The 21,829-nt window shown below is 68.9% G+C and carries 23 protein-coding genes and 1 tRNA gene; 19 read left to right on the top strand and 5 right to left on the bottom strand.

What is annotated here, in order from left to right:
• Genes VZF99_RS11535 through VZF99_RS11525 form a run of 3 tightly spaced genes read right to left on the bottom strand, consistent with a single transcriptional unit; the run spans position 1 to position 3,466 of the window.
• Complete coding sequence (locus VZF99_RS11535; RefSeq protein WP_067716829.1) at positions 1-264, bottom strand: hypothetical protein; 264 nt, start codon at positions 262-264, stop codon at positions 1-3.
• Position 265: 1 nt separating this feature from the next.
• Positions 266-1,786 carry a molybdopterin-dependent oxidoreductase gene (locus VZF99_RS11530; RefSeq protein WP_185950694.1) on the bottom strand — a complete coding sequence of 507 codons (1,521 nt, stop codon included), beginning with the start codon at positions 1,784-1,786 and terminating at the stop codon, positions 266-268.
• A 6-nt stretch (positions 1,787-1,792) separates the two neighbouring features.
• On the bottom strand, positions 1,793-3,466 hold the full coding sequence (locus tag VZF99_RS11525) for an acetolactate synthase (RefSeq protein WP_407336121.1): 1,674 nt from the start codon (positions 3,464-3,466) through the stop codon (positions 1,793-1,795).
• A 181-nt stretch (positions 3,467-3,647) separates the two neighbouring features.
• Here VZF99_RS11525 and hadA point away from each other — a divergent pair, with 181 nt between their 5' ends.
• From hadA to rplA, 7 genes are all read left to right on the top strand, one after another.
• Positions 3,648-4,046 carry a (3R)-hydroxyacyl-ACP dehydratase subunit HadA gene (gene hadA, locus VZF99_RS11520; protein WP_007631778.1) on the top strand — a complete coding sequence of 133 codons (399 nt, stop codon included), beginning with the start codon at positions 3,648-3,650 and terminating at the stop codon, positions 4,044-4,046.
• Positions 4,043-4,492 (top strand): MaoC/PaaZ C-terminal domain-containing protein, encoded by a 450-nt coding sequence (locus VZF99_RS11515; RefSeq protein ID WP_185950693.1) that lies wholly within the window; start codon positions 4,043-4,045, stop codon positions 4,490-4,492. Before hadA ends, VZF99_RS11515 begins: the two co-directional genes overlap by 4 nt.
• A gap of 164 nt (positions 4,493-4,656) precedes the next feature.
• Positions 4,657-4,729: transfer RNA gene (locus VZF99_RS11510), tRNA-Trp, on the top strand.
• A gap of 36 nt (positions 4,730-4,765) precedes the next feature.
• Positions 4,766-5,107 (top strand): preprotein translocase subunit SecE, encoded by a 342-nt coding sequence (gene secE, locus VZF99_RS11505; protein ID WP_096907013.1) that lies wholly within the window; start codon positions 4,766-4,768, stop codon positions 5,105-5,107.
• A 63-nt stretch (positions 5,108-5,170) separates the two neighbouring features.
• Positions 5,171-6,139, top strand: a complete 969-nt coding sequence (gene nusG / locus VZF99_RS11500) for a transcription termination/antitermination protein NusG (RefSeq protein ID WP_407334806.1) — start codon at positions 5,171-5,173, stop codon at positions 6,137-6,139.
• A 240-nt stretch (positions 6,140-6,379) separates the two neighbouring features.
• The gene (gene rplK / locus VZF99_RS11495) at positions 6,380-6,814 is read left to right on the top strand and encodes a 50S ribosomal protein L11 (RefSeq protein WP_096907015.1); all 435 of its coding nucleotides are present in this window, start codon (positions 6,380-6,382) and stop codon (positions 6,812-6,814) included.
• 91 nt (positions 6,815-6,905) lie between these two features.
• Complete coding sequence (gene rplA / locus VZF99_RS11490; RefSeq protein WP_163375563.1) at positions 6,906-7,634, top strand: 50S ribosomal protein L1; 729 nt, start codon at positions 6,906-6,908, stop codon at positions 7,632-7,634.
• Positions 7,635-8,159: 525 nt separating this feature from the next.
• Here rplA and VZF99_RS11485 read toward each other — a convergent pair.
• A complete protein-coding gene (locus VZF99_RS11485; protein ID WP_407334805.1) occupies positions 8,160-8,474 on the bottom strand; it encodes a hypothetical protein in 315 nt (104 codons plus the stop codon).
• Between the two features lie 102 nt (positions 8,475-8,576).
• Between VZF99_RS11485 and VZF99_RS11480 the strand changes: the two genes are divergently transcribed.
• A complete protein-coding gene (locus VZF99_RS11480) occupies positions 8,577-9,167 on the top strand; it encodes a TetR/AcrR family transcriptional regulator (RefSeq protein ID WP_407334804.1) in 591 nt (196 codons plus the stop codon).
• Between the two features lie 28 nt (positions 9,168-9,195).
• On the opposite strand, the gene VZF99_RS11475 is transcribed toward VZF99_RS11480, so the two are convergent.
• Complete coding sequence (locus VZF99_RS11475; protein ID WP_407334803.1) at positions 9,196-10,182, bottom strand: diacylglycerol/lipid kinase family protein; 987 nt, start codon at positions 10,180-10,182, stop codon at positions 9,196-9,198.
• 344 nt (positions 10,183-10,526) lie between these two features.
• On the opposite strand from VZF99_RS11475, the gene rplJ reads away from it, so the two are divergent.
• From rplJ to VZF99_RS11420, 11 genes are all read left to right on the top strand, one after another.
• The gene (gene rplJ, locus VZF99_RS11470) at positions 10,527-11,039 is read left to right on the top strand and encodes a 50S ribosomal protein L10 (protein WP_007631803.1); all 513 of its coding nucleotides are present in this window, start codon (positions 10,527-10,529) and stop codon (positions 11,037-11,039) included.
• Between the two features lie 59 nt (positions 11,040-11,098).
• Positions 11,099-11,485 carry a 50S ribosomal protein L7/L12 gene (rplL, locus tag VZF99_RS11465; RefSeq protein WP_007631805.1) on the top strand — a complete coding sequence of 129 codons (387 nt, stop codon included), beginning with the start codon at positions 11,099-11,101 and terminating at the stop codon, positions 11,483-11,485.
• A gap of 216 nt (positions 11,486-11,701) precedes the next feature.
• Positions 11,702-12,802, top strand: a complete 1,101-nt coding sequence (locus tag VZF99_RS11460; RefSeq protein ID WP_407334802.1) for an ABC transporter ATP-binding protein — start codon at positions 11,702-11,704, stop codon at positions 12,800-12,802.
• A gap of 68 nt (positions 12,803-12,870) precedes the next feature.
• On the top strand, positions 12,871-13,659 hold the full coding sequence (locus VZF99_RS11455; protein WP_067716806.1) for an ABC transporter permease: 789 nt from the start codon (positions 12,871-12,873) through the stop codon (positions 13,657-13,659).
• Positions 13,659-14,516: an ABC transporter permease gene (locus tag VZF99_RS11450; protein WP_154830609.1), complete on the top strand. Its 858-nt coding sequence runs from the start codon at positions 13,659-13,661 to the stop codon at positions 14,514-14,516. The genes VZF99_RS11455 and VZF99_RS11450 overlap by 1 nt, the downstream gene beginning before the upstream one ends.
• On the top strand, positions 14,513-15,949 hold the full coding sequence (locus VZF99_RS11445) for an MCE family protein (protein ID WP_317468710.1): 1,437 nt from the start codon (positions 14,513-14,515) through the stop codon (positions 15,947-15,949). Before VZF99_RS11450 ends, VZF99_RS11445 begins: the two co-directional genes overlap by 4 nt.
• The gene (locus tag VZF99_RS11440; protein ID WP_120284134.1) at positions 15,946-17,037 is read left to right on the top strand and encodes an MCE family protein; all 1,092 of its coding nucleotides are present in this window, start codon (positions 15,946-15,948) and stop codon (positions 17,035-17,037) included. The genes VZF99_RS11445 and VZF99_RS11440 overlap by 4 nt, the downstream gene beginning before the upstream one ends.
• On the top strand, positions 17,034-18,056 hold the full coding sequence (locus VZF99_RS11435) for an MCE family protein (RefSeq protein ID WP_120284132.1): 1,023 nt from the start codon (positions 17,034-17,036) through the stop codon (positions 18,054-18,056). The genes VZF99_RS11440 and VZF99_RS11435 overlap by 4 nt, the downstream gene beginning before the upstream one ends.
• Positions 18,056-19,285, top strand: a complete 1,230-nt coding sequence (locus tag VZF99_RS11430; RefSeq protein ID WP_120284130.1) for an MCE family protein — start codon at positions 18,056-18,058, stop codon at positions 19,283-19,285. Before VZF99_RS11435 ends, VZF99_RS11430 begins: the two co-directional genes overlap by 1 nt.
• Positions 19,282-20,538: an MCE family protein gene (locus tag VZF99_RS11425; RefSeq protein WP_185950687.1), complete on the top strand. Its 1,257-nt coding sequence runs from the start codon at positions 19,282-19,284 to the stop codon at positions 20,536-20,538. The genes VZF99_RS11430 and VZF99_RS11425 overlap by 4 nt, the downstream gene beginning before the upstream one ends.
• On the top strand, positions 20,535-21,779 hold the full coding sequence (locus tag VZF99_RS11420) for an MCE family protein (RefSeq protein ID WP_120284128.1): 1,245 nt from the start codon (positions 20,535-20,537) through the stop codon (positions 21,777-21,779). The genes VZF99_RS11425 and VZF99_RS11420 overlap by 4 nt, the downstream gene beginning before the upstream one ends.
• The last annotated feature ends 50 nt before the right edge of the window (positions 21,780-21,829 follow it).

The raw sequence follows: 21,829 nt of genomic DNA, 5'->3' as shown, positions 1-21,829 counted from the left end.
TCAGTTCGAGGAGTGCAGATGGGTAGAGACCACCCGGAAGTCTCCCGCGCGGGCGAGGGCCTTCTCGATGATCGCCGGGTCCGGGCGGACCGTGTCCGGGTGTTTGACGTACAGCTGCGCGTGTTCGGCCCCGGTGAGTTCGAAGGTCGCCTGGCCCAGTCCGTGCTCGGCGAAGATGTCGTAGAGCGCCTGGAGGGCCTTCTTGACGTCCCTGTCGTTCCGGACGCCGCTGACCTCGAAGCGGCACGAGACGATGTGGGACACGTCAGATCCTTCCGTTGAACGCCTGCAGCGCGGAATCCTCGCGGGTCCCGCCTCGGCCGTCACCGTACTCCGCGTAGTCGGCTATCCACCGGATCGAGCGCACCCACTTGACGTGCTTGTAGCCGTGGTTCGACTCCACCCGCAGGCGGGCGGGGGCGCCGAGGTGCGTCTCGAGAGGGGTTCCGTTGCGCTCGTAGGCCAGAATCGTGTCGTCCTCGTAGACCGTGTCGAGGTCGAGTACCGCGTAGAACGGCTCCCGCGGCCGGTTGTCATACATCTTCTGGGCCAGACCGTAGGAGTCGATCAGCACGTAGTGGGCTCCCTCCGGCCGGGGGCCGAGGACCTCGAGCAGATCCCGCAGTCGTACGCCGGTCCACCGGGACGTGGCGGACCAGCCCTGCATGCAGGTGTGCACCGCTACATAAGAGGTGCGCGGCAGCTCCGTGAGCTCGTCCAGGGCCAGGGTCTTCTCGGCGCCCGAGAGGTCGTCGCCGATGGTCAAGGAATAGCCGCGCCAGGCATCGTCGCGAGCCTCGACCCACTCCGGCGACTCGTCCTCGGTGGGCGGCAGGCCGTTGGTCCAGTGGAACTCGGAGATGTCGTCGTCGGAGTAGGTGTTCTGCCGCCCCATCCGCGGTCGCATCCGGTTGAGGAAGAGGCGGCGGCCGATCTCGGACACCCCGGCGGTGAACCGCTGCGCCCGGGCGCGGTCGGCCAGCGACCAGTAACTCAGGGCGATCCAGAACAGGACCACGGCCACGACGGTGGCGATCGTGATGGTGAAGGCCTGGGCGGATCGTGCCGTGTCGGTGGTGCCGAACACCATGTGCACGACGTTGTGCTCGGCGTGCACCAGGAACACCAGCCCGACATGCATGACGATGAACGCGGAGATGAGCACCATGAGGATGAAGTGCAGCGACCGGGCGCCCTGGTGGCCGCCCCAGAGCTTGACGTACCAGGGGAACCGCGAGCGCACCGCCGGCGCCATGGCCACGCCGGTGAGGATGAGCAGCGGAGCGAGGACGAAGATGACGGCGGTGTAGGCCAGCATCTGTGCGGCGTCATACGGGTCGAAGTGTTCGATCGCCGGAGCCCGGAACCCGAGGTACATCCGGATCGACTCCCACGCCTCGCCGAACACGCTCCACGAGGTGGGGATGATGCGGCGCCACAGTCCGGTCGCGAACAGCAGCACCACGTACACCAGGCCGTTGAGCACCCACAGCATCACCGAGATCCCGTGCCAGTGCCGGCCCAGCCCGATGTTCTCCCGACCCGGTAGGCCGATCAACGGTGACAGGGATTTCTCGTCCATCAGGGAGGTGTACACGCCCTCCTCCCGTGGCAGTTTCCGGCGGGTGAAGCGCAACCACTCGGTCCCGGGCTTGCAGTCGTTGCGCCACCACAGTCGCGGCATCGAGGACAGGATCTCCCAGCCCGAGCGGAGCAACATGCCGATCAGGATGAAGTTGATCAGGTGGGAGGCCCGTAGCCACAGCGGGAAATCAGGGTTGATCACGTCAGTTCAGACTCCAAATGTCGAGCGGGGATACATGGCCTCTACATCGGTTATCACGTTCACCAGGTACGGCACGCCGCTGGCGAACGCCCGGTCCAGCGCCGGGCCGATCTGCGCGGGATCGGTGACCATCTCGCCGGCCCCGCCGAGGGCCTTCACCACCTCGTCGTAGCGGGTCCGCGGCGCGAGGTCGGCGATCACGTCGTAGCCGTAGAGCATCTGCATGGGCCCCTTCTCCAGGCCCCACGCCCCGTTGTTGCCCATCACCATCACCACGGGCAGCTTGTGCCGCACGAGGGTGTCCACGTCGATGAGGGAGAACCCCGCGGCGCCGTCGCCCAGCAGCAGCACCACCTGGCTGGACGGCCGGGCGATGCGGGCCGCGATCGCCGCGCCCAGCCCCGCACCCAGGCACCCGAACGGACCGGGGTCCAGCCAGTTGCCCGGCCGGGCGGGTTCGATGAATTTGCCGGCGTAGGACACGAAGTCGCCGCCGTCGCCGATCACCACGGCGTCCTCGGCCAGCCGTGGAAGGAGCTCGCCGTAGATCCGGGCGGGATGGACGGGGTCGGCCGAGGCGCCCAGGAGCTGCAGATCGGCGGCATGGGTGGCGTCGGCCTTCTCCCGCAGCGTGGCCGCCCAGGTCGACCAGTCCGGGCGCGCCGCCCCCGACCGGCGCTGGACGGCCTCGACCACCGCGTCCAGCACGAGCCCCAGGTCGCCCGCGGTGGCCACGGCCGGTGCGGCGTGGTGGCCGAGTTGCCCGGGGGAGTCGGCGATGTGCACCACGGTCGCCGGCGTCGCGCCCTCCTTGCGGCCGAACACGCCGTACCCGAGCCGGAAGTCCAGGGGCGTACCCACCACGACCACCACGTCCGCCGCGCCGAACGCCAGCCCGCGCGCCTTGGTCACCAGCAGCCGGTGCCCGGCCGGGACGATCCCGCGACCCATGCCGTTGGGGATGACGGGCAGGCCCAGCGACTCGACGCACCGCAGCGCCGCGTCCTCGCCCCGGTCGGCCCACACGTCGGAGCCCAGGACCAGGACGGGCCGCTCGGCGCCGACCAGCAGGTCGGCGATCCGGTCGACGGCGTCGGTGTCGGGGGAGCGGTCCGCCGCGGGAGCGGGGGAACCGTCATCGGCCCGCCCCGGTCCGGGCCGGACGGAGCCGCACCGGTCGAAGAAGTGGTCCATGTGCACGTCGAGGAACGCAGGCCCGCGGTGCGCGGAGCGGGCGGCGGTGAACGCGCGGTGGGTGGCGGCGGCGATATCGGCCGTGTCGCGGGCGGTCTCGGCGGACACGGTCACCGACTGCACCACCGGGACGTGGTCGAACTCCTGGAGACTGCCGGTGCCCCAGCGGCCGGCCGGTGCACGTCCGCCGAGGACCACCATCGGGGCGCCGGAGAACGAGGCCTGCGCCAGCGCGGACACGCCGTTGGTCACGCCCGGGCCGGCGGTGAGGACGGCCAGGCCGGGCGAGCGGGTGAGCTTGCCGGTGGCCTCGGCGGCGAACGCGGCCGTCTGCTCGTGCCGCACGTCGAGCAGTGCCACGCCGTGGTCCTCCTTCTCCGCGGCGTCGTACATGGGGAACACGTGCGCCCCGGAGAGGGTGAACATCGTCCGCACGCCGTGCGCGGCGGCGACGGCCGTGGCGTGGGATCCGCCGTGCCCCTCCACCGGTGTGGGGGCGTCTCCGCCGGGCCCGCCCGGCGATCGCCCAGCATTCTCGTGCCCGGCCCGCGGGGCCGGGTCGTCGTGGCTCACATCGCACTCCCTGCTCGACTGCCCCCACCGTAGGAGGCGCGGACGGGTCGTATCAGCGGTTCGGCGGACTCGCCCTCGGGTAGCGTCGGCGCCTGTGAGCACAGACAACGCTGATGACCTCGTCGTCGTCGTCGGGGATCCGGTCACGGTCACCGACGCGGTGGTGGCGCGCTTCGCCGAGGCGGTGGGCGCGCCGACCGGCCAGGTCCCCGCCACCCTCGCGGCCGCGCTGACCGCCCCGGTCCAACGCGCGGTGATGGAGCACCCCGCCCTGCGCATCGACCTGGCGCGGACCCTCCACACCGCGCAGTCCAGCGAGCACCACCGGCCGATCCACGTCGGCGACGTCCTCACCGCCACCGCCACGGTCACCGGGGTGCGGTCGGCGCGCGGCGGGCGGATGATCGGGTTCGACACCGTGCTGCGCGACGCCGACGGCGAGCCCGTCCAGACCCTGACCAGTGCGCTGCTCACCGCGGAGGTGGAGGCATGACCGACCGGGGCGACGACGTGCGGGGGACGACGACGAGGACCGCGGTCGCCGGGGAGGTCCTGCCGTCGCGGACCCTGCCGATCTCGCGGGACGACCTGCGCCGCTACGCCGAGGCGTCGGGGGACCACAACCCCATCCACCTGGACGATGACGCGGCGCAGGCGCTCGGGCTGCCCGGGGTGGTGGCGCACGGGATGCTCACCTCCGCGCTGGCGATCGGGGTCGTGGCCGAGTGGGCCGGGGGCGCCGACCGCGTGCTGGCGACCTCGTTCCGGTTCGCCGGGCCCGTGGTCGTCCCCGCCGACGAACCCGCCCGGCTCGAGGTGGCGGGGTCGGTGAGGAAGGTGGCCGAGGACGGCTCGACCGCGGACGTCGCGCTCGCCGTGACCTGTGGCGGGTCGAAGGTGTTCGGCAAGGCGATCGTCACGGTCTCGCTCGCGGGGTGACGCCGGACGATTTCGGGCCACCGGCCGCCTGTCGTACACTGGGACGCCCGACCGAACGCGGTCGCGGACCGCGCTGCCGCCAGGCAGTCGCCGACACTGTAGAGTCGAGGCGTTCGTGCGGCCCGCAGGCGCGGGAGGGCACGGGTGGCCGGGAGACCGGCCGAAGGGGCGTAGCTCAATTGGCAGAGCAGCGGTCTCCAAAACCGCAGGTTGCAGGTTCAAGTCCTGTCGCCCCTGCACTTACCGCACACCAGACGACCCGGAGGTAGCCGCGTGAGCCAGGATCGCGACGACGACGTCGACGTCAACGGCGTCCGCGATTCCGACGCCGCTGCCGCCGTCCCCACCGGCAAGGCGGGGCGCGGCGACACCGCCGTGGCCGGACGGGTCCGTACGGACGCGGACAAGCCGGAGGACACGCGGAGCGCCCGCACGAATCCGTTCCAGTACATCGGGCAGGTCGTCGAGGAGCTGCGCAAGGTCATCTGGCCCACGCGCAACCAGATGGTCACCTACACCATCGTGGTGTTCCTGTTCCTCATCTTCATGACCGCGCTGGTCTCGGGCGTCGACTTCGGCGCGGGCAAGCTCGTCGAGCTCGTCTTCGACCGCTAGAGACCTGCCGCTGGGGTCCGGGGCGAGATCCGGACCGCCGAACTTCGAGAGGACCGCATTTCCGTGAGCGACATCGATCAGAGCCCCGAGGCCGAGGGCGCCGAGCAGGCCGCGACCGAGGCGGACGCGGTGCTCGGTGACACGGCTGCGGATCCCGCCGACACCATCGACACCGACGCCGAGGCTGACGCCGCCGACACCGTCGCGGCTGGCGCCGAGCTGGACCAGGACGCCGCCACCGACGCGGTCGAGACCGAGCTCGACGAGGATGTCGAGGGTGAGACGGTCCCCGAGGGCGACGAGACCGTTGCGGAGGACGAGCTCGCCGAGTCGGCGCTCGAGACTTCCGGCGAGGCGCCCGAGGGGGCTCCGGCCGAGGAGACCGCGGCCGACGAGGCGGCCGCGCCCGCGATCGACCCGATCATCGCCTTCAAGCGTCAGCTGCGCAAGCTTCCCGGCGACTGGTTCGTCATCCACTCCTACGCCGGGTACGAGAACAAGGTGAAGGCCAACCTCGAGACCCGCGCCGTGACCCTCGGCGCCGAGGACAAGATCTTCCAGGTCGAGGTCCCGGTCGAGGAGTTCACCGAGGTCAAGAACGGCCAGAAGAAGGTCGCCAACCGCAAGGTCCTGCCCGGCTACGTGCTGGTGCGGATGGAACTCGACGACGAGTCGTGGGGCGTCGTGCGCAACACCCCGGGCGTGACCGGGTTCGTCAGCGCGACCGGTGGCGCCGCCGGCAAGCCCACCCCGCTCTCGCTGAGCGACGTGGCCAAGTTCCTGGCCCCCAAGCCGGAGAAGAAGTCCGCCGCCGCGGGCACCGCCGACGACCAGGGCTTCGCCCCGCAGGCCGTCGAGGTGGAGTTCGAGGTCGGCGAGTCGGTCACCGTCATGGACGGCCCGTTCGCCACGCTGCCCGCGTCCATCTCCGAGGTGGATCCGGCCGCGCAGAAGCTCAAGGTCCTCGTGTCGATCTTCGGTCGCGAGACGCCGGTGGAGCTCGGCTTTACCCAGGTCGAGAAGATCGACTGACCCGCAGAACTCCCACGACGACCCGTCCCGCGCCCGGCGTGGGGCGGGTCGCTCGTCTGTCAGCATGGCCGGTGTCGGCGATTAGGGTTCCGACCGGCCGCGCGCGTAGACTCTCCAAGGTTGCGCCTGTGTTCCCGCGTGCCCTTCCGGGGGTCATGCAGGGGAGGCGGGCGCACACGACAGTCGGCCTCCCGCGTGTACAGCGCGGAGCCGAGATCCAGTCGAAGAATCAGGAAGACGATGCCTCCGAAGAAGAAGAAGGTCTCAGGGCTCATCAAGCTCCAGATCCAGGCCGGCGCAGCCAACCCGGCCCCGCCGGTCGGTCCGGCTCTGGGTGCCCATGGTGTCAACATCATGGAGTTCTGCAAGGCCTACAACGCCGCCACCGAGAACCAGCGCGGAAACGTCGTGCCGGTCGAGATCACGGTCTACGAGGACCGGTCGTTCGACTTCAAGCTGAAGACGCCGCCGGCCGCCAAGCTCCTGCTCAAGGCCGCCGGCCTGCAGAAGGGCTCCGGCACCCCGCACTCCGCCAAGGTCGGCAAGGTCTCCATGGACCAGGTCCGCGAGATCGCGCAGACCAAGTTGGAGGACCTCAACGCCAGCGACATCGACCAGGCCGCGAAGATCATCGCCGGCACCGCCCGTTCCATGGGCATCACGGTCGAGGCCTGACCTCCACCCCCCGAACATCTGTGGGAGGGCAGCTCAGGCCCGCACCACACCCGACCGTCGCGCGTGAAGACGCGGCAGGAATGGAACTGACATGAGCAAGAACAGCAAGGCCTTCAAGGCCGCAGCTGAGAAGGTCGACCGCACCAAGCTGTACTCGCCTCTGGACGCCCTGGCCCTGGCCAAGGAGACCGGCTCGACGAAGATGGATGCCACCGTCGAGGTCGCCATGCGACTTGGCGTCGACTCCCGCAAGGCGGACCAGATGGTCCGTGGCACCGTGAACCTTCCGCACGGTACCGGTAAGACCGCCCGCGTCATCGTCTTCGCCGCGGGCGAGAAGGCCACCGAGGCCGAGGCCGCCGGCGCCGACGTCGTTGGCTCCGAGGACCTCATCGAGCGCATCCAGGGCGGCTGGCTCGACTTCGACGCCGCGATCGCCACCCCGGACCAGATGGCCAAGGTCGGCCGTGTGGCCCGCGTGCTCGGCCCGCGTGGCCTCATGCCCAACCCCAAGACGGGCACCGTCACGATGGACGTGACCAAGGCCGTGGGCGACATCAAGGGCGGCAAGATCACCTTCCGCACCGACAAGGCCAACAACCTGCACTTCATCGTGGGCAAGGCCTCCTTCTCCACGGAGCAGCTCACGGAGAACTACCAGGCCGCGGTCGACGAGGTCATGCGCCTCAAGCCGTCCTCCTCCAAGGGCCGCTACATGCAGAAGGTCACCATCTCCACGACGACCGGCCCCGGCATCCCGGTCGATCCGTCGGCGATCTCCAAGCTCCTCGAGGCGGGTTCCGACTCCGCAGCGAGCTGATCTGCTCGGCTGAGACGCCACCAGCTCGGCTGAAGGCCCCGCGACCGGTTATCCGGACGCGGGGCCTTCCCGCATTTCCCGGCATGCCTGGAGCCGCCGGCCGCCCGGCCGACCGGTCCGCAGCCGCTCCTCCCGATGGCGTCTCGCGTGATGGCATGCCCGCCCCCCACGCAGCCGCTCCTCGCGATGGCGTCTCGCCTTCACTTCGGGGCGTGCGAGACGCCATGTTCGGGCGCGGCTGTGGGGGAGATGGGGCTGCGGCGAGGGTGAGACGCCATCGCAACGAGCGGCCGCGGGCACGGATTCCCTCGCGTTCGCACGCGCGGTACGGCAGCCCGGAGCACACTGTGACCTAGCTCACCCGCATGACAATACCCTCGGGTATGATTCGGTCACGCGGTCGCCGTCGGCACGCCCGCCCCGCTACCGGAGGGGGCCGGGATCGGGGTCGACCGGACCACCCGCGGTGGCCGCCGCGGACGGGGTGCTCGACGATCGCGGTGACGACGTCCGCGACACGGTCCGTCAGCTCAGCGCGGCGCTGCAGACCGTCTCCGACGGCCGCGACGACCTCTTCGCCACCGTCCGCAACCTCGAGGCCTTCACCGCCGCGATGGAGGGTTCCGGCGAGCAGATCACCACCTTCAACGAGGTGATGGCGGCGGTGACCGTCTCGGTGTCCCGCGGCTCCACGCGGACGGCCTCCGGACGCGCGGGGTGGTCTATACCGACATCGTCTCGACGGTCGACCTGCTCGTGCACCCACCGCTGGAACAGTCCCCGCCCGGCTCGGAGGTGCGGGTCGTCCGGCCGTTCGCGGGCGGCCGGCCCGTGTGGCACGGCGAGCTCGGGCGCGACCCGGACTCACGCGGTCTGGTCGTGGAGGCTCTGGGTCCGACGTAGGCTGACGACGATGACGACACGACACGGTGCAGCGGACCGATGACCCAGGGGTCGACGTGGTCCGCCCGGCCGAGCGGTCCGCGCACGGGGCGCCTCTCGGCGGAGGACTGGGCCCGCGCCGGGTTGGACCTGCTCATGACCGAGGGCAGGTCCGCGGTCAAGATCAGCAGACTGTGCGCCGCCTTCGGCGTCACGAAGGGTAGCTTCTACTGGCATTTCGCCGACTTCGACGCGCTCATGGCCGCCATCGCCAGGCTCTACTTCTCGCAGGAGATGGACGCCGCCCGTGGTCTGGTCACCATGGAGGAGATGCCACCCGACGCACGGCTGGAGACCATGAGCGCGATGCTCGTGGATTCCCGCGCCTGGGAGGGGGAGGCCGCGATCCGCGAATGGGCCAAGGCGGACGAGACCGTCGCCGAGGCGGTTGCCGAACTGGACCAACGCATCCTGCGGGTGGTCCACGACGCGTTCGTCGAACTCGGGTTCTCCGAACGGGGGGCGAGGATCCGCGCCGGCGTATTGGTGTACGCCGGCATCGGGTTCGTCTACGGGCGCTCAGCGCTGCCCGTGCCCACCGTGGAGGAGATCCACGACGTGCTGGCGCTGCTGGTGAAGCCCGAGACCTGACCTCCGGGGCCAGGTCGGGGAGCGCGGGTCAGACCGCCACCCGGACCGTGAGCCCCCTCCGCTTGATCCGGGCCGAGAACTCGGTCACGAGGCCGCAGTCCTCGCCGTCGATCTGGAACGCGGCCGGCTTCTCCAACACGCGGGCGGTGATCCCCACGCCCTGGCGGAAATCCAGTGGCCGGGTCCGATGCTCTTCTTTCCCGCTCTCCGGGGTGGAGTTCCTCCGCAGTATCGGCTTGAGTCGGTGCTGGAACGTGTGATGGGCCAGCACCGCACCCGCCTGCGCCCACCCGAGAGGGCCCTTGGCGCGCAGAGCGAGAACGTCCAGGAGTCCGTCGTCGATGACGGCGTCGGGCAACAGCACCATCCCCGCCTGCAGCATCCCGCAGTTGGCCACCAGGAGGGTGCGCGCGCGGGTCTGGATCGGCGATCCGTCGTCGAGGGCGTACTCGACCCGGATCCGGTGGCCGCGCAACAGCGTGTTGGCGAACGCGCCGACGTACGCGAGCCAGCCCACCCGTGCCTTCAGTTTGTCGTCGGTGCCCGCGATCATGTCGGCGTCCATCCCGGCGCCGAGCATCACGAGGAACACGTCATCGTGGGACACGCCGTCGCCGTCGGTGTAGTGGACCTCGCCGAGGTCGATCGCGCGGCTCCGACCGCTCATGGCGACACGCAACGCACGGTCGACATCGTCCAACGGGACGTCGAGGTTGCGGGCGAGCAGGTTCCCGGTTCCCAGGGGGACGACTCCCATCGGCACCGAGGTGCCGAGCAGGCCCTGCGCCACCGACCGTACGGTGCCGTCGCCGCCGCACGCGATCACCAGTCCGACACCGTCGGCGGCCGCCCGTGCCGCCTGACCGGTGCCCGGGTCCTCCTCGGTGGTCTCGTAGAAGACGGGATCCGTCCACCCGTGCCTGGACGCCCGCTCCTCGGCGAGGCGGCGGACCTCGTCGATTCCGACCTTGGTGGGGTTGTAGACGACGGCGAGGCGAGACGGGGCTGGGGACACCGCACCAATGTGTCAGAAAGCCGACCGGCCCGCCATTCGTCGCCCCCGGGCCGATTTGGTATGCGACGGCGGCCGCCTATATCCTTGGTTCGAAGTTTGAACGCCTGGGAGCTCTGCTCTCGGGCATCTGATCAAGTTTCACCGAAGACCGCAGGTCGCCGCTCCCGCCGGGGGTGGTCGAAGGGTCCGGGAGCGCCCGGACGGCCCGCGCAGGAGAACACCGGTCAGCGTCGGATGTGCCGTGGGTCCCCAGGGGCCCGTGCCAGTTCCTCCACGCCCCGTGCCACCTGCGCACGGGGCGTTCGTGTTTTCTCGGGCGAGATAATGCAGAAAGGAGGCGAAACATGGCAAAGCCCGCAAAGGTCCAGGCCGTCGAGGAGATCAAGCAGCACTTCCAGAACTCCACGACCGCCGTGGTCACCGAGTACCGCGGACTCTCCGTCCCGCAGGTCACCGAACTGCGCAAGACGCTGGGTGACGCGGCCACGTACACCGTGGCCAAAAACACCCTGGTCAAGCGTGCGGCTGAGGAAGCCGGAGTCGAGGGTCTCGATGACCTCCTGTCCGGTCCCACCGCCATCGCGTTCGTCACCGGTGAGGTCGTGGACGCCGCCAAGGCGCTCAAGAACTTCGCCAAGGACAACAAGGCGCTCGTCATCAAGGGCGGTGTCATGGACGGCTCACCGCTGTCCGCCACCGAACTCGACAAGATCGCCGATCTCGAGTCCCGCGAGGTCCTGCTCGCGAAGATGGCCGGTGCCCTCAAGGGTAACCAGACCAAGGCCGCCGGCCTGTTCAACGCGCCCGCTTCGCAGCTGGCACGTCTGTTCGCGGCGCTCGAGGACAAGAAGAACTGATAACCCCACATGCTTCCGGGCCGTCTGACGGCACCGGGACCAACAGAAAGGACGCCACCATGGCGAAGCTCAGCAACGACGAGCTGCTCGAGGCCTTCAAGGAGATGACTCTTCTGGAGCTCTCCGAGTTCGTGAAGCTCTTCGAGGACACCTTCGAGGTCACCGCGGCCGCTCCGGTCGCCGTCGCCGCTGCCGGCGCCCCGGCTGCCGGTGGCGAGGCCGCCGCCGAGCAGGACGAGTTCGATGTCGTCCTCGAGTCGGCCGGCGACAAGAAGATCGGCGTCATCAAGGTCGTGCGCGAGCTCGTGTCGGGCCTGGGCCTCAAGGAGGCCAAGGATCTCGTCGAGTCCGCCCCCAAGGCGATCGTCGAGAAGGTCGACAAGGAGGCCGCCGAGGCCGCCAAGACCAAGCTCGAGGAGGCCGGCGCGACGGTCACCCTCAAGTGATCTGACGCACCACCGCTTCACCAGGGACGGCCCGGCGATATCGCCGGGCCGTCTCTGTCCCATTTGCGTTCCACTCGCGCCATTTCCCCACGCCCGCCTGCTCTCCGGCTGCGGTAACGGAACACTTTTGGTCGGGATGTAACAAAGCACGCCTCCGGAGCGGTAGTTTACAGTGACCGTGGCCACAGATCAGGGCCGAAGTGAGGAGTGGTTGACGTGGGTGTCGAGGTTTCCGTCGAGGGTCTGACCAAGTCCTTCGGTTCGCAGAAGATCTGGGAGGACGTCACGTTCACCCTTCCCGAGGGCGAGGTCAGTGCGCTGCTCGGTCCGTCGGGTACCGGTAAGTCGGTGTTCCTCAAGTCCCTGATCGGGCTGCTGCGCCCGGAGCGCGGCAAGATCATCATCGACGGCACGGACATCCTGCAGTGCACAGCCAAGGAGCTCTACGAGATCCGCAAGCTGTTCGGCGTCCTGTTCCAGGACGGTGCACTGTTCGGGTCCATGGACCTCTACGACAACGTCGCGTTCCCGCTGCGGGAGCACACGAAGAAGTCGGAGAGTGAGATCCGTGACATCGTCATGGAGAAGCTCGAGCTCACCGGCCTCACCGGGGCGGAGGGCAAACTGCCCGGCGAGATCTCCGGCGGTATGCGTAAGCGCGCAGGCCTGGCCCGCGCCCTGGTGCTGGACCCGGAGATCATCCTCGTCGACGAGCCCGACTCGGGCCTCGACCCGGTCCGCACCACCTACCTGGCTCAGCTGCTCATCGACATCAACGCCCAGATCGACGCGACGATCCTCATCGTCACGCACAACATCAACCTCGCCCGCACAGTGCCGGACAACCTCGGAATGCTCTACCGCAAGAAGCTCGTGATGTTCGGACCCCGCGAGGTGCTGCTCACCAGCGAGGAACCGTCCGTCCGCCAGTTCCTGCGCGGCTCCAAGCTCGGTCCCATCGGTATGTCCGAGGAGAAGGACGACGCGCAGATGCGCGAGGAGATGAAGCAGGCGGAGGAGGGGCACAACGACGGATCCCCGGGCGAGGACGAGCTCAAGGGAGTTCCGCCGCAGATGCAGCCGACCCCGGGCGCCCCGGAGCGCAAGGGTGAGATCCGGCGTGAGGAGAGGGTGGCCGAGATGCTCGACACGCTGCCGGAGGGCGCGCAGCAGGCCATCCGCGAGGAATGGGCCGCTCGTGGTCACGGCAACGGTAAGGTCGCCGCGTCGGCGCCTGCAGGGGCCACCTCGTCGCAGTCGGACGCGGGCTCCAACTCGTCCGGAGTGGACGAGCACTACGGATCCGACGAGAACTGACGCGTCGACCGAGCCGGGGGGATTTGATGGCGGAGGGTACGACCCAGCATCCAGAAGGACGGGCCGGTATGTCACCGGCCGATGTCGGAGGAGGCTTCCGGACCGCGGTGGGCGGGGCCGGCGAGGTGTTCCGACTGTTCCTCGACGTGCTACGAGGGGTCTTCAGGCGACCGTTCCAGTTCCGTGAGTTCATAGAGCAGTCCTGGTTCATCGCCTCGGTGACGATCCTGCCGTCGGCACTGGTGGCGATCCCGTTCGGGGCCGTCGTGGCGATGCAGACCGGGTCGCTCGTCCAGCAGCTCGGCGCCGAGGCCTACACGGGGGCCACGGGCGTCCTCGCCGTCGTCCAACAGGGTGCGCCGCTGGTGACCTCACTGCTGATCGCGGGCGCCGCCGGTTCGGCGGTGGCCGCCGACCTCGGTGCCCGGACCATCCGCGAGGAGCTCGACGCGATGCGAGTCCTGGGGATCGACCCCATCCAGAGGCTCGTCGTCCCGCGGGTGCTCGGCATGATGCTCGTCGCGGTGCTCCTGAACGGACTCGTCTCCATCGTCGGGATCTCCGGCGGTTACGTGTTCAACATCATGCTGCAGGGCGGCACACCGGGCGCCTACCTGATGTCCTTCGGTGCCCTCGCCCAACTGCCCGACTTCATCATGTCCTCGATCAAGGCCCTGATCTTCGGACTCATCGCCGGCGTGGTCGCCTCGTACTGCGGGATGAACCCCAAGGGCGGCCCCAAGGGGGTCGGCGACGCCGTCAACCTCGGCGTGGTCCTCACATTCCTCCTGCTGTTCTTCGCCAACCTCATCTTGACGGCGATGTACCTGCAGATCGTTCCCCCGAAGGGGTCGTAATGGCGATCCATACCGATGTCGGACCCACGAGGGCCCGGCTGAGGGCCCTTGTCCGTGGCCCGGTCAGTTCGTTCGACTCTCTGGGCGACCAGCTCGCCTTCCATCTCCGGGCGATCCGCTGGATCCCTCAGACGATCGTCCACTACCGCCACGAGGTGCTGCGCCTGATCGCGGAGGTGACCTTCGGCGTCGGCACGCTGGCGGTGCTCGGCGGGACCATCGGCGTCATCGTCATGATGAGCGGGTTCACCGGGGTCGTCGTCGGCCTGCAGGGCTACGCAGCCCTCGACCAGATCGGTAGCTCGGTCCTCACCGGGTTCCTGTCCGCCTACGTCAACACCCGCGAGGTCGCCCCCATCGTGGCGTCACTCGCCCTGTCCGCCACCGTCGGCTGCGGCTTCACGGCCCAACTCGGCGCGATGCGGATATCCGAGGAGATCGACGCCCTGGAGGTCATGGCGATCCCGAGCGTGCCCTATCTGGTCACCACCCGGGTGATCGCCGGATTCATCGCGGTCATCCCGCTGTACGTCGTCGGCCTGCTGTCCTCGTACCTCGCCACGAGGGGCGTCAACACCATCGTGCAGGGCCAGTCCACCGGCTCGTTCGACCACTACTTCCACCTGTTCCTGCCACCGGAAGACGTGATCTACTCGTTCGTCAAGGTGATCATCTTCGCGTTCGTGCTGGTGATGATCCACTGCTTCTACGGTTTCACCGCCACCGGCGGTCCGGCCGGCGTCGGCGTGGCTGTGGGGCGGGCCGTCCGCACCACGATCGTCGTGGTGGCGATCCTCAACTTCTTCGTCGGACTCGCCCTCTGGGGCACGACCACGACTGTGCGGGTGGCGGGATGAACGAACTCTCGGCGCTCTCGAAGCGGCTGCTGGCCGCCCTGTTCATCGTCATCGTGCTCGCCTTCGTCGGCACGACCATCGCGATCTACAACCGCGCGTTCACCGCGTCGGACACCGTCACCCTGAACACCGACCAACTGGCCTACGCGCTGCCGAACGACGCCGACGTCAAGGCCCGGGGCGTGCTCGTCGGCCGGGTCTCCGGGGTCGAGCCCGACGGGGACCGGGTGCGGGTGAACATGGAGTTCGACCCGGCCTACATGGACCAGTTGCCGGCCAACATCAGCGGTCGACTGCTCCCCAAGACGCTCTTCGGTGAGCGGTTCGTCGACCTGGGTTTCCCCGACCAGCCCGTGGGCACCCTGGAGCCCGGCGCGAGCATCCAGCAGGACACCCGTGGCAACGCGATCGAGCTCGGCCGTGTCCTGGACGGACTGCTCCCCGTACTTGAGGCGGTCCCGCCGGAGAAGCTGGCGGGCACTCTCGGCGCCCTGAACCAGGCGCTGTCGGGTAGGGGCGACGAGCTCGGTGCCAGCCTCGTGGAGATCGGAAGGGTCTTCGAGGGGATCAACCAGGAGCTTCCCGCGCTGGAAGCCGGAATCGAGGATCTGGCGACCTTCTCGCAGACCTACTCCGAGGCCCTCCCGGATCTCATCCACGCACTCGACGCCCTCCGCACGACCGGGGACACGGTGGTCCAGCGCCGCCCCGACATCGCGGACGGGTTGCGTCGGATCAGCGAGTCGTCCGAGGTCCTCACGGGCTTCCTCGCGAACAACCGCGATGACCTCATCGCTCTGGCGGCGGACTCCCGCACGTCGCTGGAGTACCTGGCGGAGTACTCACCGGCGCTACCGTGCACGGTGGAGCATTTCATGACCGCGCTGGACCGCTCGGACGCGATCCTCGGTGTGGGGGGCGAACACCCCGGCATCCGGGTGACCATCGAAGTCGTCAATCCCAAGGGGCGTTACGTGCCCAATCAGGACGAGCCGCGACTCTTCGACACCCGCGGCCCCCGTTGTTACGAGCCGACAGAGGAGCCGTTCATCTTCGGCGGTGCACCCGGTGGGGCGATCGCGGACGGGGCCTACCAACCCCCCACCCGCAATCCGGGGCCGGAGTACATCCCGACCCTGCCGAACCCGCTTCTCGAGGACGGACCGGTTCCGACGATGCGCACCCGCGGTTCCGTTCCCCCGGCCCCGGGTCGGGCGGTGCCCGAGCAGCCGAACATGCCGTTCCCCTCGACCGTCACCGCGGGCCGGGACGCCGAGGTCATGGCGATGGCCTACGCGGGCTCACCGTTGGAGACGGATACCGTCCGCACGGTGCTGGGGGTGGCCACCTCGCGTGACTCCGAGGAGATCCCGGCCTGGATCGGCGGGATCGGCGCACCCGCACTGCGTGGAACGGAGGTGAGCTTCCGATGAACGCCAAGGTCAAGGCTCTCTTCCGCGGCGGCCTACTGGGCTCGTTCGTCAAGCTGGCGATCTTCATCGTCGTCACGGCGATCCTCAGCACGATCCTCGCCGTCACCATCCGCGGCGGAACCCGGGCCGAGGGCACGGAGTACTCGGCGATCTTCTCCGACGTGACGATGCTGGAGGAGGGCGACGATGTCCGGATCGCCGGCGTCGTGGTGGGGAACATCACCGGGATGGAGATCCACGAGCGGGACCGGGCCAAGGTGGACTTCACGCTCTCCGGGGACCGCACGCTGCCCGCGAACGTGCATCTGGCCCTGCGATTCCGCAACATGATCGGCCAGCGGTACCTGAACATCTCCCGCGAGCCGGGGCCGGTCCAGCCGACCCTGCCGGAGGGTACGACGATAGGTATCGAGAAGACCTCTCCCGCGGTCGATCTCACCGCACTGTTCAACGGCTTCCGTCCGCTGTTCACCACGCTGCGGCCCGAGGACGTCAACGCGCTCGCGGACTCGCTGGTCCGTGTCCTGCAGGGGGAGGGTGGAACCGTCGCCAGTCTCGTCCGTCAGACGGGCCAGCTGACCAACCACCTGGCCGACCGGGACCAGGTGATCGGAGAGGTGATCGACAATCTCACCGGCGTCCTGCAGACCATCAACGAACGGGACGTGCAGTTCCAGCAACTGGTGGTGACCACCCGTCAACTGGTGGAGGGGTTGGACCAGGAGCGTGACGCGATCGGCAGTTCGTTGGACTCCCTCGCCGACCTCACGTCGTCGGCCGAGAACGTCGTCAGCGCCACCCGACCCAGCGTCACCGAATCCCTCGACCACCTCAAGCTGGTCACCGACGACCTCACCGCCAACCGCGACACCATGAGCGAGGTCCTCAACAACCTCCCGCGCAACAGCGACAACCTGATCCGGATGGGGTCGTTCGGGTCCTGGTTCCAGTTCTATCTCTGTGGCCTCGACGTGGTGCACGGACCGGGCACCGATGTGCCCAACCTGCTCCCGAGCGGCGGGCCCACGGTCAATCATCCGGTGTACACCAACGTCGCGCCCCGGTGCCACGCAGGGGGGATCCCATGAGCAAGCGCAAGCCGAACGAGCCGCGGTTCAGCAACGCCACCATCGGGGTGATCGGGGTCGTCGTGATCCTCGCCCTCACCGCCATCTCGTTCAGGCTCGACGCGCTGCCGATCGTGGGGGCGGGGCCCAAGTACACCGCCTACTTCTCCGAGGCGGCCGGGCTGACCAACGGCAGCGAGGTCCGCGTGGCCGGCGTCAAGGTGGGCGTCGTGACCGATGTGGCGCTCGACGGAGACAAGGTGTCCGTGGGCTTCCGGGCCAAGGACGCCTGGCTCGGCGACGACACCCGGGCGAGCATCCAGCTCAAGACCGTGCTCGGGCAGAAGTACCTCGCGTTGAGTCCGGCGGGGACAGGGGAACTCGAACCCTCGCAGCCGATTCCGCTGGAGCGCACCGCGGCGCCGTACGACGTGGTCGAGGCGTTCTCCTCGGCCGCCGAGACGCTCGGGGAGGTGGACGACGGCAAACTCGCAGAGAGCCTGGATACCCTCACCGCCGCCATGCAGGCGTCACCCGAGGAATTCCGCGGGGCGGTCGACGGTATGGCCCGTCTGTCACAGACGATCTCCAGCCGGGACGCGGAACTCCGCGAACTGCTCGAGGCGACGCGCACGAGTTCGAGAATCCTGGCCGAGCGTAACGACGACTTCCGTCGCCTGATCATCGGTTCCGGGCAGCTGCTGGGTGAACTCAACGAGCGCTCACAGAGCCTCGAGCTGGTCCTGGCGTCCACCCGCGGTCTGTCCGTCGAACTCCGGCGGTTCGTCGCAGAGAACGAGGCGGAGTTCAAGCCGACCCTGGACAGCCTCGACTCCGCGTTGGCGGTACTGACCGACCACGAAGAGCAGCTGAAGAAGTCCATCCACAACCTCGCGCCCTTCTACCGGCTCTACGCCAACATGCTGGGAACGGGCAGATGGTTCGACTCGGTGGTCACCAACCTGATCCCGCCGGGTATCCCGGAACCGCCCTTCTACCCCGGTGCCCGCGCACCCGCCCGACAGAGTGGGATCAACTGATGCACAAGAAGCTGCCGTACTGGTTGGTGGCGCTGCTCCTCGTCGTCGTCGTGGCGATGGTGGCAGTGGTCTACCTCGCCTACACCAGGCTCGGGCGCACCACCATCACCGCGACGTTCCCGACGGCCGTCGGCATCTCCGAGGGTTCCGACGTGCGGATCCTGGGCGTGACGGTGGGTTCCGTGGACGAGGTGACCCCGATGGGGGAGACCGTGGAGGTCAGGCTCCACGTCCAGCGGGGCGTGGACGTCCCGGCAGATGCGAGGGCGGTCCAGGTGACGCCGTCGGTCATCCCCGACCGCAACGTCCAGCTGCTCCCGGCCTACTCGGGCGGACCCAAGATGGAGTCGGGCGCACACATCCCACTGGAGCGGACCGCGACCCCCGTCGAGGTCGACGAACTCTACGAATCGGTCAGGGACCTCACCGAGGCCCTCGGTCCGGAGGGCGCCAACAAGGACGGCGCGCTCGACCGGTTCGTCACCACCTCCGCCGAGACCCTCGGTGGCAACGGCGCGGCGCTGGGACGGTCGATCGACGAGCTGTCCCAGGCCGCCACGACGTTGGCGGACTCCAGCCAGGACATCAGCGAGACCGTGGTCAACCTGCAGTCGTTCGTCACGATGCTCGCGCAGAACGACGCCCAGGTGCGGCAGTTCAACTCCCAGATGGCGACCTTCAACCAGACCGTCGCCGGACAGCGCGAGAACCTCCAGGGAGCTCTGGCCGAACTGAGCTACGCGCTGGCTGACGTGGCGCGCCTGGTGCGGGACAACCAGGACGTCATCCGCAGCAACGCGGATCGTCTCGTCACCCTGAGTCAGATCACCGCCGACCAGCGCGACGACGTCGAGGAGATCCTCAAGACGGCTCCACTGGCCCTGTCCAACCTCATCGGTGCCTACGACGCGGAATCCGGGACGCTGTCGATGCGTCCGAACATCCCGGAGAAGCAGGATCCCGCCGGCATCCTGTGCCAGCTCATGACATTGGGCCGACTCAACCCCGGAGACCAGATGCTCGCCGAGCTCGACAACCTGCGGCGCGCGGACATCGAGGCCTGTGAGGCGCTCGCCCCGCAGCGAAACGCCGAACTCCGCGCCTCCAACCCGGACCTGCCGTTGGGCATCCTCGCGGGCGAGATGAAGCAGTCCATCCCGGTTCCCGGGACGGTCCAGGGCAACCGCGGGTGGCCGATGACGCCCGCCTCGGAAGGGGGGCGGGGATGAGCCGGCCGACAATACCCGCGCTGGGTCGCACCGCCCGCGCGGTCGGCGCCAGCGCACTGGTGGCCGCCCTCGCGGCCGGGTGTTCGCTGAACCTGGAGGACTACACCCTGCCCGGCGGCGCCGACGTGGGGGAGGACCCCATGCAGGTGGCCGTCCGGTTCGACGATGTCCTGGATCTGGTCCTGCAGTCCTCGGTCAAAGTCAACGGACTGGACGCCGGCCGCGTGGCCGGCATCTCCCTGGCGGATGACGGGTGGACCGCGGAGGTCGACATCGTCCTGCGTGACGACCTGGGTCTGCCCGAGAACGTCGAGGCGTCGATCCAGCAGACCAACCTCCTGGGCGAGAAGTTCGTCCAGCTGACTCCGCCGGATGACGAGCCCCCCACCGGCGAATTGTCCGATGGTGACGTAATAACGACCTCGAACTCGCGCACGGCCACCGACATCGAACAGGTCCTCGGGGCACTGTCGCTCCTGCTCAACGGAGGGGGCGTGGACCAGCTGCAGCCGATCGTCGCCGAACTGCGCAAGGTGACCGACGGTCGCGAGGAGGAGCTCACCCAGACCCTGCGATCGGCGGACGAGCTCATCGGGGGACTCAACCGGCAGCGCGACAGCATCACCGACGCCCTCGAGGGCGTCAACCTGATGACGACCCGCGCGAACGACCAGCGCGAGCAGATCCAGGCGGCGCTCGACGAGCTGCCCGCCGGTGTGGCGGTACTCGAGGAGCAGCGGCCCCAGTTCGTGGAGATGCTGCGCCGGGTGGACGCACTGGGCCAGGTCGGATCGGACATCCTGCTCACCAGCCGCGAGGACCTCATCGCCGACCTCCGGGCACTGCGTCCGGTTCTCCAGTACCTGGGGCAGTCGACGCCGGACCTGATCGAGCTGACCGGATTCGTCCCCACGTTCCCGTTCCCCGACACGTCCATCCAGTCCACGATCGGTGGCTCGGCCAACGTGTTCCTCTCCGTGGACGCGACGATCTCCGAGACGCTCCGGAACCTCGGCGCCAACCAGGGCGACCCGGTGGTCCCCATCCCGAACACCACGAGCGGGCCCTACGTCGTGGACCCGGAGAACCCGTGGGTCGGCGACAACGGCCCCGACAGGCGGACGACGATAGTGCTGCCGCTCCTGCCCGTCCCGCCGATCATGGACCGGGCAGTGGTGCCCAAGCCCGCACCGGGTACCTCGGAATTCTCCGAGACGTACCTGCCCGAACCAGGGGAGCCCGGATACCGATGAGCAAGACACTGAAGACCCAGCTCATCGCCTTCTGTGTGATCGCGGCTGTCGGGATCACCTACGTGGGCGGCAACTACGTGCGCCTGCCGTCCCTGTTCGGCATCGGCCAGTACCAGGTCTATCTGGACCTGCCCGAGACCGGCGGGGTGTTCACGAACGCGGCCGTCAGCTACCGGGGCACGGCGATCGGACGGGTGGGGGAGCTCTCGCTCACCGACGACGGTGTGCGGGTCGAACTCGACCTCGACTCGAGCGCGCCGGAGATCCCCGCGGACACCGAGGCCGTGGTCGCCAACCGCTCGGCCATCGGCGAGCAGTACGTGGACCTGCGGCCCAACAGCAACTCCGAGCCGTACCTCGAGGACGGGGACGTGATCTCCGCGAGCCGCGAGGCGCTCCCGGTCCCCGTGGAGAACCTCCTGGCCTCCGTCGACGACCTGTCCCGCTCCGTCCCGTTGGACGATCTCGAGGTGACGGTCGACGAGCTCGGCAAGGCCGTCGAGGGCAGGGGGCCCCAGCTGCAGCAGCTGTCGGACTCCCTCATCCGGATCTCCGAGTCCGGGATCCGCACCATGCCGCAGCTGCAGGCACTGATCCGGGACGGTGCGACGGTCCTCGACACCCAGGCCGATCAGTCCGGTGAGATCGTCAGCTTCTCCCGCGACCTGCGCACGGTCACGGAGGCGCTGCGGGACTCCGACTCGGACCTGGAGCGTCTGATCACCACGGCGCCCGAGTTCGCGGACGAGACCCGCTACCTCGTGGAGAACTCCGGCGAGCCGCTCTCGCGGGCCGTCGGAAACCTGTCGACCACGATGAAGACGGTCGATCCGTTGGCCCCGTCGTTCAAGGTGTTGCTGCAGTTGCTGCCGGCGCTGGCTGCCGGCGGCCTGTCCGTGGCGCCGGGCGACGGCACCATCCACTTCGGGCTCGTGCTCGAGATGGACAACCCCACCCCCTGTACACAGGGATACGAAGGCACCTGGGCGATCATCGACCAGATGAAGGAGCAGGACCCGTCCTTCGACTGGCAGGAGCAGAACTTCCCGCCGAACTACGATGCGCAGTGCACCGTGCCCTTCGGTAGCCCCACCGCGGTCCGTGGTGCGGACAGGGTGGAGTACGCGCACCCGGACGTGCCGCAGCCGTGGGACACCAAGCCCAAGATCGACCCCGACAGGCTCAACCTGTCGGTGGCTGCGGAGCAGCTCGCGGTCCTGCAGGGACTGATTCCCCGGTGACCGCGCGGCCGGGCGGCGACCCGGCGGACGGCGGGTCCGGTAGCGTCGCC

It is taken from the genome of Dietzia kunjamensis (assembly GCF_045689975.1).
GTDB classification, from domain to species: domain Bacteria; phylum Actinomycetota; class Actinomycetes; order Mycobacteriales; family Mycobacteriaceae; genus Dietzia; species Dietzia kunjamensis.
The sequence above is the reverse complement of the archived record's forward strand: the minus strand, read 5'-3'. Positions and strand labels throughout refer to the sequence as shown.